This is a genomic window from Craurococcus roseus (assembly GCF_039523795.1).
Taxonomy (GTDB): Bacteria; Pseudomonadota; Alphaproteobacteria; order Acetobacterales; family Acetobacteraceae; genus Craurococcus; species Craurococcus roseus.
Genome location: NZ_BAAAFZ010000029.1, coordinates 1 through 16,247 on the forward strand (window position 1 = coordinate 1; position 16,247 = coordinate 16,247).

The following is a 16,247-nucleotide window of genomic DNA, read 5'->3' on the forward strand; positions in this document are numbered from 1 at the left end:
ACGACCGCGACCGCGGCCTCGTCACCGCCCGCGGCAAGGTGGAGGCGTGGCAGGGCGAGCGCTTGCTGCGCGCGGACGAGTTCACCTACGACCGCAACACCGGCGTCGCCACCGCCCGCGGCAACGTCCAGCTCCTGGAACCGGACGGGCAGGTGCTGTTCGCGGATTCGGTGGAGCTGAGGGACCGCTTCCGCGACGGCGTGCTGACCGGCGTGCGCGCCTTGCTGGCGGCCAACGCGCGCTTGGCGGCCAACGGGGCGCAGCGCACCGGCGGGACGGTGAACGAGCTGTCGCGGGCGGTGTACTCCTCCTGCGACGTTTGCCCGGAGGATCCGGTGCCGCTGTGGCAGCTCCAGGCCCGGCGCGCGGTCCAGGACAAGAACCAGGAGCGGATCACCTACCGCGACGCCACCCTCCGCCTCGGCGGCGTGCCGGCCTTCTACACGCCCTACTTCTCCCACCCAGACCCGTCCTCGCCGCGCGCTTCGGGCTTCCTGTTCCCGTCCTTCGGCATCACGCGCTTCCTCGGCGGCTTCATCGAGACGCCCTACTTCTGGGCGATCGACGAAAGCTCCGACCTGACGGTTGTGCCGATGCTTTCGACGCGGCAGTACCCGAACCTCGGCCTCGAATACCGCAAGGTCTTCAATTTCGGGCAGATCACCGCCGACGCCTCCATCGGCAGCCTCGACGGCAAGGATTTGCAGGACAACAGCGGCGGCGGGCAGGAGATCGCCGGGCACATCTTCGCCCGCGGGCGCTTCACCATCGACGAGAACTGGCGCGCGGGCTTCGACCTGAACCGCGCCACCAACGAGCTGTACCTGCGCACCTTCCGCTACGAGTACCGCCGCGTGCTCACCTCCCAGGCCTTCGTCGAGGGCTTCTGGGGAACGGAGGGCTATGCGCGGTTCGACAGCCGCGTGTACCAGGGCCTCCGCCCCACCGACGACACGCGGCTGATCCCCTTCGTGCTGCCCAACCTCTACTACGAGTACGCACCGCGCCAGCCGGTGCTGGGCGGCCTCGTGACCGCGGACGTGGGCGCGTTGGGCATCTACCGCGACGTCGGCAGCGGCACCCGGCGACTCGCCTCGCGCGTGACCTGGGCGCGGCCGGAGATCGGGCCGGCCGGCGACCTTTGGACCTTCCGCGTGCAAGGCGACGCGCTCGGCTACAGCGCGTACGGGCAGCAGGAGCCGCCGGGCTTCCTGCCGGAAGCCAACGGCTCCCGCGCCGTGGGCAACGTCCGGGCCGCGGTGGATTGGCGCATGCCGCTGGTGCGCACCACCGGCGCTTGGGGCAGCCAGACCATCGAGCCGCGGGTGCAGTTCGTGACCGGCCCGCAGACCGGGCCGCAGCGCCGCGTGCCCAACGAGGACAGCATCGACTTCGAGTTCACCGACGCGAACCTCTTCGCGCTCAACCGCTTCACCGGTCGCGACCGTCAGGAGGGCGGGAGCCGCGTAGACTACGCCCTCCGCGCCGCTTGGGACTTCCCCAATGGCGGGCAGGTGGAGGGGCTGGTCGGCGGCTCCCGCCGCTTCACCGACAACGGGTTTAGCCCCTACCCGGGATCGGGGCTGGAAGGGCGCCAGTCCGACTACGTCGCCCGGCTGCGCGTTATGCCGGTCCCTTGGTTCGAGACCATCGGGCGGGTGCGCGTGGACGACCAGAACCTCACCGAACGGCGGCTGGTGGACACGGTGGCGAACCTGTCGCTCGGGCCGGTCACGCTCTCGGCGGGTTACCTTTGGTCGCCGCCGCTGCCCTACCTGCAACCGAGCCGCGTGCGCGACGAGGTGGGCGCGGGCTTCACCGCGCGCATCGGCGAGAACTGGCGGATCGGCGCGAGCGGCAAATACGACCTCCAGCTCGGCCGCGCGGTGCTGGCGCAGGGCACGGTGGGCTACGAGGACGAGTGCTTCATCCTGGAAGGACGGTTCATCAAGCGCTTCGCGGAAGATCCCGCCACGCAGAACCTGTACCCGGCGAACACCGTCGTGCTGTTCCGGGTCGGCTTCAAGACGCTGGGCGACTACTTCTTCCGGGCGATTTGACGGGCGCGGGGAGGGGCGCCGCCGTCCCTCCTCGCTTCATAACCATGCTGCCGTTCGGGTCGCTGCGCTTTCGGGCGGATAGCGCGGTTCGGGCGCCAGCGGGTTATTGGAGCCATTTCGTTCCGTTGGCCTGGGTGTTTGCGGGCAGGCGCGCGGGCGGTCCCGGCAGGTTTGCGGCGGCTGGACCGGCGTCTTTCTCCCCGGCGCGCGGTAGCGGCAGTTCGATGTCGCAAACCAGCCCGCCGGCCTCCCAGGCCCGCCGCACGGTCCCGCGGAGTTGGCGCGACAACGTGCCCTCGATGACGCGCGAGCCGAACCCGCGGCGTTCCGGCGCCCCGCGGACGGAGGGGCCGCCGGCCTCTTCCCAGCGCAGGAGCAAAACCCCGTCCGTGGAGGAATCCCCGCCGGAGCGCCAGGAGACGGAAACGCGCCCGGCGGGCGCCGAAAGCGCCCCGTGCTTGACCGCGTTCGTCGCCAGCTCGTGCATCGCCATGGCCAGCGGCTGCGCAGCGCCGGCGGGCACCGCCACGGGCGGGCCGGCCAACTCTACCCGCGGGCCGGCGCCCTGGTCGGACGCGCCCGCGCCGTCGCCGCCGAGGAAGGGCTCCAACTCGGCTTGCAGCAGTTCCCGGAGGTCGGCGCCGCCCCACCGGTCGTAGGCCAGCAGCGTTTGCGCACGGGCGAGCGCCCCGACGCGGCCTTCCACCGCGGCCACGTAGCCGGGCACATCGTCCGCCCTCGTCAGCCGCAGCGCCGCTTGCACTACGGCGAGGGCGTTCTTGGCGCGGTGGTCCACCTCCCGCGCCAAGAGGTCGCGCCGCGCTTCCGCCTCGCGCCGCGCGGTGACGTCCCGGTAGAAGGCCGCGAGCCCGCCGCCGGGTACCGGGTGGATGCGCAGGTCGAGCCAAAGGTTGTGGCGGTCGGTGCGGTGGTTGTGCTCCAGCGACACGGGGACGCGTTCGGCCATCGCGCGCCGGTACGCCGCCTCGACCTGCGTGCCGTTCGCCTCCGGCCAAACCTCCCAAAGCGTGCGCCCGACGATCTCGCTTTCCGAGCGGCCGTCGAGGCGGAGGCCTTCGGCGTTGATCTCGGTGATCCAGAACTCCTGGTCGAGCACGAAGAAGCCCTCGCCCATCGTGTCGAGCAAGGCCGCGATGCGGGCGTTGCCGGCGGAGAGCGCCTCTTCGTGGCGGACGTGTTCGGTCACGTCGCTGCCTTCGACGAAGATGCCCGTCACCCGGCCTTCCGCGTCCCGGATCGGCTGGTAGACGAAATCGACGAAACGCTCGTCCGCGGGTCCCCCGGGGGTCCTTTGGAGGGCGATGGGCTTGCGACGGCCGACGAAGGCTTCGCCGGTGGCGAAGGCGTGGTCGAGCAACTCGAAGAAGCCCTGGCCCTGCACATCGGGCATCGCCTCGCGGACCGTCATGCCGACGAGGTCGCGGTGCCCCACGAGCTGGAGGAAGGCAGCGTTCGCCAATTCGAAGACGTGGTCGCGCCCGCGCAGCATGCACATGAAGCCCGGCGCTTGGTGGAACAGGCGCCGCAACCCTTCGCCCTCGGCCGTGAGGCGCCGCTCCGCGAGCACCTTGCCCGTGGTCTCGGTGCAGGCGCAGAACATGCCCGCCACCGCGCCGCCCTCGTCGCGCACCGGGGAGTAGGAGAAGGTGAACCAGGTCTGCTCGTCGAAACCTTTGCGGTTCATAACGAGGGGCAGGTCTTCCCGGAACGTCGCTTGGCCGGCCATGGCCGTTTCGATCAACGGGCCGATGTCTGGCCAGATCTCCGCCCAGATGTTTCGGAAGGGGCGGCCCAGCGCCGCGGGGTGCTTGGCCCCCAAAATTTCGGCGTAGGGCTCGTTGTAGAGCAAGCCGAGGTCGGGCCCCCAAGCCACGAACATCGGGAACTTGGAACCCAGCATCAGGCCGACCACGCTGCGCAGCGACTGGGGCCAATCCGCCGGGTGGCCGAGTGGCGAAGCGGACCAATCGCGCGTCCGCATCAGGACACTGATCGCGTCCGTGCCCCGGATGAAGGCGGGCACAACAGGCCGTCGCACGTCAGCGACCGACAATTTCGGTTCCGGGCCATCGATGGGGGCTTTGAATCCCGAACCACCTTTCTCCCAGCCCAAGCGCGGCGGGGCGGCCCAGACCCTTTTCCTTTTGGTACGATACCACTCTGAACGCCTCCGGACGGCCAACAAACCCCTTCCGCCCGACCGCCGCAGCGAGGCGCCGAGATCCTGCAAGGACACGCGTTTTATACAACCAGAGCGTTCGTGGGTGTCAAATCCATACGAGCGTCTCAGGCAACACGCCGTCGCCCGCCGGCTCAGCCCGCGCGGACGGGCCTCGCACCCACCGCCGCCGCGGCACGGGCGGCAGCCCATTCCGGCGTGTCGCGCATCAGCCCCAACGCAACGAGCTGGTCCGGGCCGGCGTAGCGGACGCTGCGCCCAGAGTGGAGGCTGAAGGCCGGATCGCGTTCGAGGGCGCCGAGATACCTGCGGTACTCGCGCGAGCCGTCGTAGTGGGCGCCCCGGGCGACCGCGTCCTCGGCGCGTGCGTGGAAGTCCTGCAGGAACTTGAAGTGCAGCAGCACGCCGCTCGGCTGCTCCGCGACCATCCGCGAAGGGCGGAGCATGTGGGTGGAGGACACGAGGCCCGAGCCTTCCTTCCAGCGGAACAGCGGCACCTTGGTGAGGTTCGGCGACCGTTCCGGCGCGAGGGCTTGGTACCAGCCCGATGCCCGCAGCGGCGGCAAGCGCCAGAACAAGTTGTAGAGCTTCTGGTGGATCATCCGCGTCGGCCGGCCCGGGTCGGCTTCCGGGAAAAAGAGCCGTTCGCGCAAGCCCCCGAACTGCTGGAAATACGGGAAGTTCTCGCTCCGCTCCTGCCGCGGCGAGGGCGGCTCGAACCAAGGGGCCGCTTCCGTCAGCTCGTCGCCGCTGCGGAAGCGCAGGTCGCGGAGCGGCTCCTGCGGGAAGCAGTCGAGGAGGATGGTGGGCAACGCTTCCGACCCGATCAAGTCCAGGTGCCGGCAAAGGGCGCGCAAGCCGACGCCGCCCGTGCCCGCGACGCCCGGGAAGACAAGCAACTCGTCCGCGTCCACCACCAGGACCCAATGGCCCCTGGCGTACAGGTCGAGGATGGCGTTGGTCCAGTCCACGCCGAAGTTGGAAGCGGCGTAGCTGCCGGGCGCGTCCACGAGATGCACCCTGTGGTCCCGAGCGGCGATCTCGCGCGTGCCGTCGGTGGAGCGATTGTCCACGAGCAGCAGACGGTCCACCCCGAGCCGCCACAGGTGCCGCAGCGCGGACGGCAGGCGCAGCGCCTCGTTGCGCGTCACCATCAAGGCAACGATGTCGTCCCCGGCGAAGCCGGGCGGCGTGCCGATGGGCGCCAAGCCGTCCGGGAGGGCCGCAACTCCGGGGGGGCTGACCCGCGGCTGCGGCGGCCTCGGCGGTGCGTTAGGCGCGTCCAGGCGCACGGCGTCCTCCAGGCTCGGTGGGGTCACGGGGAGGCATCCGCCCGTTCATCGGTCGCAACCGGGTGCGGGGGCGGTGACGCCACCCGCCGGCCGCTTAACATAAAGCGACGTCCCACGCCGGGAGCAAGCGGCGCGGTTCGGGCTGGTTCGGCGCTCAACGTCTCATTTAGCGGAACGATGCGCTCAAACATTTGCGAAACACCCGCGAAGTCATTTCATTTCACGTGTGGATGTGTGATGAAGCGGCGGTCGGCGGAGCGCGCCTGGTTATCTGTTTCGCAACCCGCAGAGATCGCAAAGAAGGATACCGATGGTGAGTGCTGATCAGAAAATCCGGAAAGCGGTCATCCTCGCCGGTGGTTTCGGCACGCGGCTGATGGAAGAGACCGACGCCCGGCCGAAACCCATGGTGGAGATCGGCGGCCGGCCGATGCTCTGGCACATCATGAAAATCTACGCAGCCTGCGGCATCAACGAGTTCGTGCTGCCGCTCGGCTACAAGCAGTTCATGATCAAGGAGTTTTTCGCCAACTACCGCCTGCACATGAGCGACGTCACCTTCGACTACACAAAGGACGGCGACGGCGGCCAAGCGCTGGTCCACGCCGGGCGGGCCGAACCGTGGAAGGTGACCTTGGTGGACACCGGGCTCCACACCATGACGGGTGGTCGGTTGAAGCGGCTGCGCGAGCACGTGGGCGATGCCCCCTTCTGCATGACGTACGGCGACGGCGTGGCGCGCCTCGACATCCAGAAGGTGATCGCCTTCCACAAGTCCCATGGCCGCCTCGCCACCGTCACGGCGGTGCATCCGCCATCGCGCTTCGGGACGTTGGACCTGACGACCGACAACCAAGTGGCAACATTCCGTGAAAAGCCGATCGGCGGCGACAACTGGATCAACGGCGGCTTCTTCGTGCTGTCGCCGAGGGTGCTCGACTACATCGGCGGCGACGAAACCGTGTTCGAGAAGGAGCCGATGGAGCGGTTGGCGGCGGACGGCGAGCTGATGGCCTACAAGCACGAGGGCTTCTGGTTCTCCATGGACACTCTCCGCGACAAGAAGCAACTCGAAGAGATGTGGGCCACGGGCGACGCGCCGTGGGGCGTCAAGCCTTAGGGCAGTCCCCCCCCCCGCGCCGGCCGCGTCGGGGCCGGCCAGGACCGGGGCCGCCTCACTCAGCGGCGACCGGCCCCACCGGAGCCGGCCCGGCGGAGGCGGCCAAGCCTTGTGGCGGCCGCCGGCCGAGCGTCAACCAAGCCACCGCCGTGAACACAGCGGCGCCGAGGCCCGCGCTGAGCACCAAGCGGGCAAGCGGGTGGAGGTCGCGGGCAACCGTTTCCTGTAGCAGCACGACCGCGGCGGCCATGGCGGCGGTCGCCGCCAGCGCCGGGGCGATCCGGCCGAGGAGCCACAAAGGCGGCCGTCCCAACTCCTTCAGGACGAGCCAAACCAGCCACGGCGCCAGGGCCACGGTGCTGCTGGCCCAGCACACCGCGACCCCGAACGGCGTGGACGGCCGCGCAACCAGCAGGGTGAGAAGAGGCACGGCCAGCGCGGCCGCGGACAGCATGAGGTTCCGCTTGGTCTTGCCCAGGGCGAGGAACAGGCTCGCGGGATCGCCCCAGGAGAAGGAGAACACCGCCACCCATCCGACCAAGCGGGTGGCTTCCGCCGCTTCCATCCAGGCCGGCCCTAGCAGGGCCCGTATCAGATCCGTTGCGGTCAGCGCGATGCCGGCCGCGATCGGCATGCCCATGAGCGCCTGCAATTGCGCCAGGTCGCCGTAGGCCTTGGCCAATCCGGCGCGGTTGGCCTGCAGCGCGGACAGCCTGGGCATGGAAAGCCGCGCCGTCGAACCCCACACAATGTTGAGCGTCGAGTCGAGCAGGCGGAAGGCGACATTGCAGACCGCAACCACCGCTTCGGTCGTCACCGCGCTGAGGGCAAGGACGAAGAGCCGGTAGCGGCCCGCCATCACGATGACGGAGAGGATCTGCGGCCCGGCGACCGGCCAGAGGTCGGCCAAGGGCTGCCTCGCGATCGCCGGCCTGACGCGCTGTCCCCCGAAGGCGAGCATCAAGGCGAAGGTGACGGTCGTGGACACGGCCTGCTGGGCGATCATCGCCCAGGCGCCGTATCCTTCCGCCGCGGCGAACAAGCCCGCCGCCAGCCCGAGCGGCTGCCCCAGCAAAGCGCGCGTGGCGAGGAGGCGGTAGCGCTGCGCGCGTAGGGCCATCCCCGCGGCCGCGCCCGAGTAAGCCGAGAAGGGCAGCAGCGCGGCCAGCGCCAGCACCAGGGCGGACACTTCGGGCGCGTCCGAAACGCGGGCGACGAGCGGCGCGAGCAGCGCGAGCGCGGCCGCCGCCGCCACGCCCACCAGCACCTGCACGGTGAGCGCGCTGCGGACGTGGCGCTCGTACAGCGCCGCGCGCTGCACAAGGGCGTCGGTGAAGAGCGAGGCGCAGGCGAGGTCCAGCAGCAGGAAGGCGGCGATGGCGACCGCGCCGATGCCGGCGGCCTCCGGCCCGATGACCTTTGCGATCAGGATGAGCGAGAAAAAGGAGAACCCCGCTGAGGTCGCGGTTTCCGCGAGGACCCAACTCGGGGAGCGCGCTGTCGGGAGGCGGAGCTTCACAATCGGGCGTCCTGCAAGGGGCCGGTCAGGGTGGGGCGGGGCAGCATTGTGCGGAGCAATATGATGCGGAACGCGTGTCTACGCGCGTTTGTTCCCAAAGCAAATTCCATGACCTGGCGCGCCGGCCGCGGGCCCGATTCGCGCGGCGATGGATCGACGCGGCCGACGGCGCGCTTATGTTGTCCCCGTCGCGGGCTGCGCCGGGAAGGGTGGCGACCGCACCACGCCTGGGAGCCCAAAGAATGAACGCGATCACGGCAGCAATAGGGCATGGCGCGCGGGGCGGGGCTGGGGCCGAGCGCTTCGCGGCCGTTCGCGCGCGGACGGAGGCCTTGGCTGCGCCGCTCTCGCCGGAAGACCAGACGGTGCAGTCCATGCCCGACGCGAGCCCCGCGAAATGGCACCGCGCGCACACGACGTGGTTCTTCGAAACCTTCCTGCTGCTGCCGCACCTGCCGGGCTACTCCCGCTACAAAGACGAGTTCGGCTTTTTGTTCAATTCCTATTACGAGGCGGCCGGGCCCCGTCATGCGCGGCCGAAGCGCGGCATGCTCACCAGGCCTTCCAGCGGCGAGGTGGGCGCGTACCGGGTTCATGTGGACGCCGCGATGGCCCGGCTGGTGCGCGAGCCACCGCCGGGGTTCCCGTTCGATCTCATCGAACTCGGATTGCAGCACGAACAGCAGCATCAGGAACTCCTCGTGGCCGATGCGCTGCATGCCTTGGCGCAGAACCCCCTCTGCCCGGCCTACTTCACGGATTGGCGAGAGCCCGATGCGGCGGCCGGAGTGGCTCGCTTCCTCGACGGCCCGACCGGAGTGGTCGAGACCGGTTGCAACGCCGATGGTTTCTCCGGGTTCGTTTTCGACAACGAAACCCCCCGGCACCGTGCCTTCTTGGAGCCCTACCGGATCGCGGACAGGCTGGTGAGCAACGGGGAATGGCTCGCCTTCATGCGCGACGGAGGCTACCGGACGCCGGTGTTGTGGATGAGCGACGGCTGGGCCGCCCGCCAAGCCGAAGGGTGGGACGCGCCGCTCCATTGGCGGGAGGCGGACGGCGGTTGGCAGGAGTTCACCCTTGCCGGGTTGCGGCCTTTGGACGAAGCCGCCCCGGTCCGGCACGTTTCCTGGTACGAGGCCGACGCCTTCGCGCGCTGGTCCGGCCGGCGCCTGCCCACCGAGCAGGAATGGGAGGCCGCCGCCGGCCTGCCTGGGTTCCGCGACGCCGAAGGCGTGGTGTGGCAATGGACGGGCAGCGCCTACCGGCCTTACCCCGGATTCCGGCCATGGGTGGGCGCCGTCGGGGAATACAACGGCAAGTTCATGGTGAACCAGATGGTGCTGCGCGGCGGCTCGCTCGCCACGCCGCCCGGCCACGCCCGGCGGAGCTACCGCAACTTCTTCGGCCCCGACAAGCGGTGGCAGTTCACCGGCCTGCGGCTGGCGGAGGACGCGGCGTGAGCGGGGCGCGCCTCGAACGGGCCTCCCCCGCCCCCGCCGGACAGCGGGCCGCGTTGCGAGCGGACGCGCTCGCGGGCCTCACGGCGCCTCGCAAGACGCTGCCGTGCAAATGGCTCTACGACACGGAAGGCGCGCGCTTGTTCGAGGCCATCACCCGCCAGCCGGAGTACTACCCGACGCGGACCGAGGTGGGGATCCTGCGGGAACAGGCGCCGGCCATCGCCGCGGCGGTGGGGCCGGGCGCGACGGCGGTGGAGTTCGGCCCCGGCGACGGCGGCAAGGCGGTGCTGCTGCTTTCCCGCCTGCAAGCCCCGGCGGCCTACGTGCCGGTGGAGATCGCGCCCGAGTGGCTGGACGCGGTGGCGTCCCGCGTGTCGGAGGAGGTGCCCGGCGTGCCGGTGCTCCCCGTCGTCGCCGACTTCGCCCGAGCCTTCGGCCTCCCGTCCGGCGTGCCGCGGGAGCGGCGGCTTGGCTTCTTCCCGGGCTCGACCATCGGCAATTTTGAGCCTACGGAGGCGGCCGACCTGCTGCGCCGCTTCCGCGCTGCGCTCGGCCCTGGCGCCCGGCTGCTGCTCGGCGCCGACCTCGTGAAGGGCCGCGCGATGCTGGAAGCCGCCTACGACGACGCGGCCGGCGTCACCGCGGCGTTCAACCTCAACCTGCTGCACCGATTGAACCGCGAGTTGGAGGCCGACTTCGACGTGCCCGCTTTCCGCCACCGCGCCGTGTGGAACGCCGAGGAGGAACGGGTCGAGATGTACTTGGAGTCGCTCCGCGCGCAGAGGGCGCGGCTGGCGGGGCGGGAGATCCGGTTCGCGGCCGGCGAGACCATCCACACCGAGAACAGCCACAAGTACCGGCCTGAACGGCTGGAAGCCCTGGCCGACGCCGCGGGGTGGAGGGCACGGGCGATGTGGACCGACCAGGGGCGTTTGTTCTCGGTGTGGCTGCTGGACGCGCGCTGAGGCCGGCGCCGCGTCCACCATGGCCCGCACCGAAATCGCCAGCCACCGCGGCGGCGCCTTCCTGTGGCCGGAGAACAGCCTGCTCGCGTTCCGCAACGCGCTGGCGCTGCCGGCGGAGCAGCTCGAACTGGACGTCCACCTGTCGGCGGACGGCCAGGTGGCGGTGATGCACGACCACACCCTCGACCGCACCACGGACGCCAACGGCCCGGTGCGGGCGCGGAGCATGGCCGAGCTGCGGCGGGTGCGGCTGCGCGGCGCGGGCGGGGAGGGCGTGCCCTCGCTCGCCGAGGCCGCCGCCCTGGTGCGCGACGCGGGCAAGGTGCTGCGGTTGGAGATCAAGGCGGACGGCGAGGGCAGGCCCTACCCGGGCATCGTCGCCGCCTGCCTCGCGCTGCTGGACGGATTGGGCATGCGCGGGCGCACGGTGGCGATGTCATTCCAACCCGCCACCGTGGCCGAGGCCGCCGCCGGCGGGTTCCGCCGGACGGCCCTGCTGCTCGATTCGAAGCCCTGGCGCGGGATGGGCGGGGCGAGCGCCACCGGCCTCGCCCGCGCCTGCGGCGCCGGGGAGATCGGCCTGCACGTGGGCGAGCTTACGCCGGCGGCGGTGGCGGCTTTTCGGGCCGCGGGCTTCGGCGTCGGCGCCTGGGGCGCCAACCACGAGGGGAGCATCCGCGCCGGCTTCGGGCTCGGGCTGGACGCCATCGCCACCGACGACCCGCCGCTGGCCTTGCGCCTCCGGCCCTGAGCCCCGCCATTCCGGGGCCGCGCGCTCTTTACTGTTCCGCCCCTTGACCGACCCGGCCGGTGTCGGCGCATAACACCTCCCAAGACATTGCGGCCGCGTCCAAGCGGGCGCGGGGGAGAACGTACGGGTGGCGGTTGCCGAGGACGGGCCGGTTCTGGAAGCCGTGGGCGTGTCGTTGCGCTTCGGCGGCGTGCGCGCGCTCACCGACGTCTCCTTCGGGGTGAACCGGGGGGAGATCTTCTCGATCATCGGCCCGAACGGCGCCGGCAAGACCTCCATGGTGAACTGCGTGTCCGGCCGCTACCGCCCCACCGAGGGCCGCATCCGCTTCGGCGGGCGCGACATCACCCGGTTGCCGACCCGCAAACGCGCGGCGATCGGCATCGGCCGCACCTTCCAGAACCTCGCGCTGTTCGGGCACATGACGGTGCTCGAGAACATCATGGTCGGCCGGCACCACCTGCTGCGGAGGGGATTCCTTCCGGGGATGCTGTGGTGGGTCGGCGGGGCGCGGCGGGAGGAGATCGCGCACCGGCGCGAGGTCGAGGAGATCATCGACTTCTTGGAGATCCAGCACGTCCGCAAGGCGGTGGCGGGCCAGCTCTCCTACGGGCTGCGGAAGCGGGTGGAGTTGGCGCGGGCGATGGCCTTGAAGCCGAAGCTCATCCTGCTGGACGAACCCATGGCGGGCATGAACCTCGAAGAGAAGGAGGACATGGCCCGCTTCATCATCGACCTGAACGAGGAGTGGGGCATGACCGTGCTCATGATCGAGCACGACATGGGCGTGGTGATGGACATCTCGCACCGCGTGGTGGTGCTCGACTTCGGCCGCAAGATCGCGGAAGGCCGGCCGGACGAGGTGCTGGCCGACCCGCACGTGCGCCGCGCCTACCTCGGCGAAGCGGACGAGGTGGTGCAGGAGCCCGCCGAAGCGACGGAGCCGGTGGCGCCGTGAACCCGGGCAACCTCACCGACACGCTGCCCAAGCTGCTGTGCCGCAACGCCCGCGAGCACCGCGACGAGGTCGCGCTGCGCGAGAAGGAGTTCGGCGTCTGGCGCTCCATCACCTGGGGCGAGTACGAGGCGCGGACGCGCGCCTTCGCGCTCGGCCTGCGGTCCCTGGGCATCGGGCCGGCGGACGTGGTCGGCCTCATCGGCGACAACCGGCCGGACTGGGTGATGGGCGAGATCGCGGCGCACGCGCTCCGCGCCCGCTCGCTGGGCATCTACCGCGACGCGCTGGAGGACGAGGCGGCCTACCTGTTGGAGTTCTGCGGCGCCAAGGCGGTGTTCGCCGAGGACGAGGAGCAGGTGGACAAGCTGCTCAACATCTCGGACCGGGTGCCGACGCTGCGCCACATCGTCTATTCGGACCCGCGCGGGATGCGGAAGTACTCCGACCCGCGCCTGCTGCCCGCCTCCGAACTGGTGAAGCGCGGCGGGGCGGTGCACAAGGACCAGCCGGCCTGCTGGGGCCAGTTGGTGGATGCGACCCGCGGCGAGGACGTGGCGATCCTCTGCACCACCTCCGGCACCACGGCGCGGCCGAAGCTCGCCATGCTGACCTCCCGGGCGCTGATCCGGCACTGCGAGAGCTACCTCAAAGCCGACCCGCGCGGGCCGGGGGACGACTACGTCTCGGTGCTGCCGCTGCCCTGGATCATGGAGCAGCTTTACGTGCTCGGCTGGGGGCTGATCGCCCGCATGCGGGTGAACTTCGTCGAGGAGCCCGAGACGACGATGGCCGACTTCCGCGAGATCGGCCCCAATTTCGTGCTGTTCGCGCCGCGCGTCTGGGAGCAGATCGCGGCCGACGTGAGGGCGCGCGTCATGGACGCCTCGCCGCTCAAGCGCGGCATGTTCGACCTGGGGATGCGGATGGGCCTCGGCGCGCTGAAACGCGGGCGGCGCTCGGCCTTGGCGGACGCGCTGCTGTTCCGGGCGCTGCGGGACCGGCTCGGCTTCACCAAGCTGCGCTCCGCCGCCACCGGCGGCGCGGCGCTGGGGCCGGACACCTTCCGCTTCTTCCAAGCCATGGGCGTGCCCCTGCGCCAGCTCTACGGCCAGACGGAGACGCTCGGCGCCTACACCGTCCACCGCCCGGACGACGTCAACCAGGACACGGTCGGCGTCCCCTTCAACGACCGGATCGAGACGCGCATCGAGAACCCGGACCCGAACGGCCTGGGCGAGATCGTGACGCGGCACCCGAACATGTTCTCCGGCTACTACAAGCTGCCGGAGAACAACGACCTGCGCGACGGCTGGCTGCACACCGGCGACGCCGGCTACTTCGACAAGAACGGGCACTTGGTGGTGATCGACCGCGTGAAGGATCTCGCCACCACCTCCGGGGGCGACCGCTTCTCGCCGCAGTACATAGAGAACAAGCTGAAGTTCAGCCCCTACGTGGCGGAGGCGGTGGTGCTGGGCGACAAGCGCCCGCACTTGGCGGCCATGATCTGCATCCGCTTCCCCATCGTCAGCAAGTGGGCGGAGCGGCAGCGCATCTCCTTCACCACCTACACCGACCTCTCGGCCAAGCCCGAGGTGCTGGAGCTGCTGCGGCGCGAGGTGGAGAAGGTCAACGCCACCCTGCCGGAGGCGCAGCGCGTCCGCGACTTCCTGCTGCTCTACAAGGAGCTGGACGCCGACGACGAGGAGCTGACCCGGACCCGCAAGGTGCGCCGCGGCGTCATCAACGAGAAGTACGGCGGCATCATCGAGGCGATCTACCGCGGCGAGCGGGCCATCCCCGTGGACACGACGATCGCGTTCCAGGACGGCACCCGCCAGCGCATCCGCACCACGCTGCGAGTCGTGAACATGCGTGGCGGCGGCGAGTCGGCGCCGGCGCCGATGGCCCAGGCGGCGGAGTAGCGCGCATGGAATGGTCGCAGCTCCTGCAATTCACGCTCAACGGGCTGATCGTCGGCGCGCTCTACGGCGTCGTGGCGATGAGCTTCGTGCTGATCTACAAGGCGTCGCAGGTGGTGAACTTCGCGCAAGGCGAGTTCCTGCTGGTGGGCGCCTGGGTGTGCTGGTGGCTGCTGACCGATTGGCAGCTGCCGTTCTGGCTCGGCTTCCTGTTCACCTTGGTTTTCATGACCGCCTTCGGCTTGGTGTTGCAGGTGGTCGTCTTGCGGCCGCTGATCGGCGAGCCGGTGATCAGCGTCATCATGGCGACGATCGGGCTGGGCATCTTCTTCCAGGCGCTGATGAAGTGGATCTTCGGCGTCTTCGCCAAGCCCTTCCCGCCGATCTTCCCCGTGGACCGGGTGAACGTGCTGGGGCTGGAGGTGCAAACCGCCTACCTGCTCTCGCTGGTGATCTCGATCCTGATCATGGCCGGCTTCGCCTGGTTCTTCACCGCGTCCAAGCACGGGCTGGCCATGCGGGCCACGGCCTTCGACCAGCAGGTGGCGCAGTCGCTCGGCATCTCGGTGCCGAAGGTCTTCGCCATGTCCTGGGCCATCTCGGCGGTGGTGTCGTCCGTCGCCGGGGTGGTGGTGGGCGTGGTGAACGGCGTGTCCTCCGCGCTGTCCTTCTACGGCATCAAGGTGTTCCCGGCGGTGATCCTGGGCGGGCTCGACTCCGTGGCGGGCGCCGTGCTGGGCGGCCTGATCGTGGGCGTGCTGGAGAACTTGGCGCAGTACGTGGATTCCGAATGGCTGCAATGGGGCAACATGTACACCATCGCCCCGTTCTACGCGCTGATCCTGATCCTGCTGATCAAGCCCTACGGCCTGTTCGGCACCCGCAACATCGAGCGGGTGTAGCGCGCCGTGATCGCCATGACGCCGGCGGGGGATTTCCGCACCTCCTACCGGGAAGACATGACCATCTTCCCGACGAGGAACAGCCGCTATGCCCTCTGGGCCGGCATCGCGCTGCTCTGCCTCGCGCCGCTCTTCCTCGGCCGCTACGAGCTGGGCCTGCTCATCACCATAGGTTTCTCCGCCATCGCGGCGCTCGGGCTGAACATACTGGTGGGCTTCACCGGGCAGATCTCCATCGGCCACGCCGCCTTCTTCGGCTTCGGCGCCTTCGCCAGCGCTTGGCTGCACGAGTACGCGCACATACCCGTGGCGCTCTGCATCCCGCTGGCCGGGCTGATGACCGCGCTGGTCGGGCTGGTGTTCGGCGCGCCGGCGGCGCGGCTGAAGGGCCTCTATCTCGCTATAGCGACCCTCGCGGCGCAGTTCATCCTGGAGGACTTCTTCGCGCGCGCGCCCTGGTTCACCGGTGGCGTGGCGGGGCGCATCACCGAGCCGTTCGAGCTGTTCGGCTGGGTTGCGGACCGGGAGGAGAGCTACTTCTACGTCGTGCTCGCCTGGGTGGTGATCATGTTCGTCGCCGCCGCCAACCTGATGCGGACGCGCGACGGGCGGGCGTTGGTGGCGGTGCGCGACCACTACCTCAGCGCCGAGATGATGGGCATCAACCTCGCCTACTACCGCACGCTCTCCTTCGGCATCGCCTCCTTCTACGCCGGCATCGGCGGCGCGCTCTACGCGCACTACCTGCTGTTCGTGAGCGTGGAGGCGTTCAACATCCTCTTCTCCATCCAATTCCTCGGGATGGTCATCATCGGCGGCCTCGGCTCCATTATGGGCAGCCTGATGGGCGCGGCCTTCATGACCTTGCTGCCGGAGGTGGTGCAGGCCGGCGCCGACCTGCTGGCCGGCAGCGCCATCGACCGCGCGTTGCGGCTGGGCGCCTCCATCTCCTTCCTGCGAGAGATGGCGATCGGCGCCGCCATCATCCTGTTCCTGATCTTCGAGCCGGACGGCCTGGCGCGGCGCTGGCGCTTGATCCGCGCCTACTGGAAGCTCTATCCGTATTCGCACTGAACGAGAATCGGGAGGAACCAA

Annotated in this window: 12 protein-coding genes; 9 read left to right on the plus strand and 3 right to left on the minus strand. The window is 69.9% G+C overall.

Going from position 1 to position 16,247, the window contains the following annotated elements; all coding sequences use genetic code 11:
• A partial coding sequence (locus ABD067_RS11790; protein ID WP_343895493.1) for an LPS-assembly protein LptD occupies positions 1-2,060 on the plus strand: 2,060 nt, incomplete at its 5' end.
• Positions 2,061-2,163: 103 nt separating this feature from the next.
• Here the strand turns inward: ABD067_RS11790 and ABD067_RS11795 are convergent.
• Together ABD067_RS11795 and ABD067_RS11800 are read right to left on the minus strand one after the other, a co-directional pair.
• On the minus strand, positions 2,164-4,134 hold the full coding sequence (locus ABD067_RS11795) for a PAS domain-containing protein (protein WP_343895494.1): 1,971 nt from the start codon (positions 4,132-4,134) through the stop codon (positions 2,164-2,166).
• Between the two features lie 260 nt (positions 4,135-4,394).
• Positions 4,395-5,579 (minus strand): glycosyltransferase family 2 protein, encoded by a 1,185-nt coding sequence (locus ABD067_RS11800; protein WP_343895495.1) that lies wholly within the window; start codon positions 5,577-5,579, stop codon positions 4,395-4,397.
• A 283-nt stretch (positions 5,580-5,862) separates the two neighbouring features.
• Here ABD067_RS11800 and rfbF point away from each other — a divergent pair, with 283 nt between their 5' ends.
• A complete protein-coding gene (gene rfbF / locus ABD067_RS11805; protein WP_343895496.1) occupies positions 5,863-6,672 on the plus strand; it encodes a glucose-1-phosphate cytidylyltransferase in 810 nt (269 codons plus the stop codon).
• 55 nt (positions 6,673-6,727) lie between these two features.
• Here rfbF and ABD067_RS11810 read toward each other — a convergent pair whose 3' ends face one another.
• Entirely contained in the window at positions 6,728-8,191 is a 1,464-nt protein-coding gene (locus ABD067_RS11810; protein ID WP_343895497.1) for an oligosaccharide flippase family protein, read from the minus strand.
• A gap of 242 nt (positions 8,192-8,433) precedes the next feature.
• Here ABD067_RS11810 and egtB point away from each other — a divergent pair, with 242 nt between their 5' ends.
• From egtB to ABD067_RS11845, 7 genes are all read left to right on the plus strand, one after another.
• On the plus strand, positions 8,434-9,654 hold the full coding sequence (egtB, locus tag ABD067_RS11815; RefSeq protein ID WP_343895498.1) for an ergothioneine biosynthesis protein EgtB: 1,221 nt from the start codon (positions 8,434-8,436) through the stop codon (positions 9,652-9,654).
• A complete protein-coding gene (egtD, locus tag ABD067_RS11820; protein WP_343895499.1) occupies positions 9,651-10,619 on the plus strand; it encodes an L-histidine N(alpha)-methyltransferase in 969 nt (322 codons plus the stop codon). The genes egtB and egtD overlap by 4 nt, the downstream gene beginning before the upstream one ends.
• Positions 10,620-10,638: 19 nt before the next feature.
• Complete coding sequence (locus ABD067_RS11825; RefSeq protein ID WP_343895500.1) at positions 10,639-11,370, plus strand: glycerophosphodiester phosphodiesterase family protein; 732 nt, start codon at positions 10,639-10,641, stop codon at positions 11,368-11,370.
• 127 nt (positions 11,371-11,497) lie between these two features.
• Positions 11,498-12,328 (plus strand): ABC transporter ATP-binding protein, encoded by an 831-nt coding sequence (locus tag ABD067_RS11830; RefSeq protein WP_343895501.1) that lies wholly within the window; start codon positions 11,498-11,500, stop codon positions 12,326-12,328.
• Positions 12,325-14,253 (plus strand): long-chain fatty acid--CoA ligase, encoded by a 1,929-nt coding sequence (locus tag ABD067_RS11835; protein WP_343895502.1) that lies wholly within the window; start codon positions 12,325-12,327, stop codon positions 14,251-14,253. The genes ABD067_RS11830 and ABD067_RS11835 overlap by 4 nt, the downstream gene beginning before the upstream one ends.
• 5 nt (positions 14,254-14,258) lie before the next feature.
• The gene (locus ABD067_RS11840) at positions 14,259-15,152 is read left to right on the plus strand and encodes a branched-chain amino acid ABC transporter permease (protein ID WP_343895503.1); all 894 of its coding nucleotides are present in this window, start codon (positions 14,259-14,261) and stop codon (positions 15,150-15,152) included.
• Positions 15,153-15,167: 15 nt separating this feature from the next.
• The gene (locus tag ABD067_RS11845) at positions 15,168-16,226 is read left to right on the plus strand and encodes a branched-chain amino acid ABC transporter permease (RefSeq protein ID WP_343895574.1); all 1,059 of its coding nucleotides are present in this window, start codon (positions 15,168-15,170) and stop codon (positions 16,224-16,226) included.
• The last annotated feature ends 21 nt before the right edge of the window (positions 16,227-16,247 follow it).

Coding starts and splice junctions, on each gene's coding strand:
- rfbF (WP_343895496.1), top strand. CDS start 5,863: ATGGTGAGTGCTGATCAGAAAATCCGGAAAGCGGTCATCCTCGCCGGT.
- egtB (WP_343895498.1), top strand. CDS start 8,434: ATGAACGCGATCACGGCAGCAATAGGGCATGGCGCGCGGGGCGGGGCT.
- ABD067_RS11825 (WP_343895500.1), top strand. CDS start 10,639: ATGGCCCGCACCGAAATCGCCAGCCACCGCGGCGGCGCCTTCCTGTGG.
- ABD067_RS11840 (WP_343895503.1), top strand. CDS start 14,259: ATGGAATGGTCGCAGCTCCTGCAATTCACGCTCAACGGGCTGATCGTC.
- ABD067_RS11845 (WP_343895574.1), top strand. CDS start 15,168: ATGACGCCGGCGGGGGATTTCCGCACCTCCTACCGGGAAGACATGACC.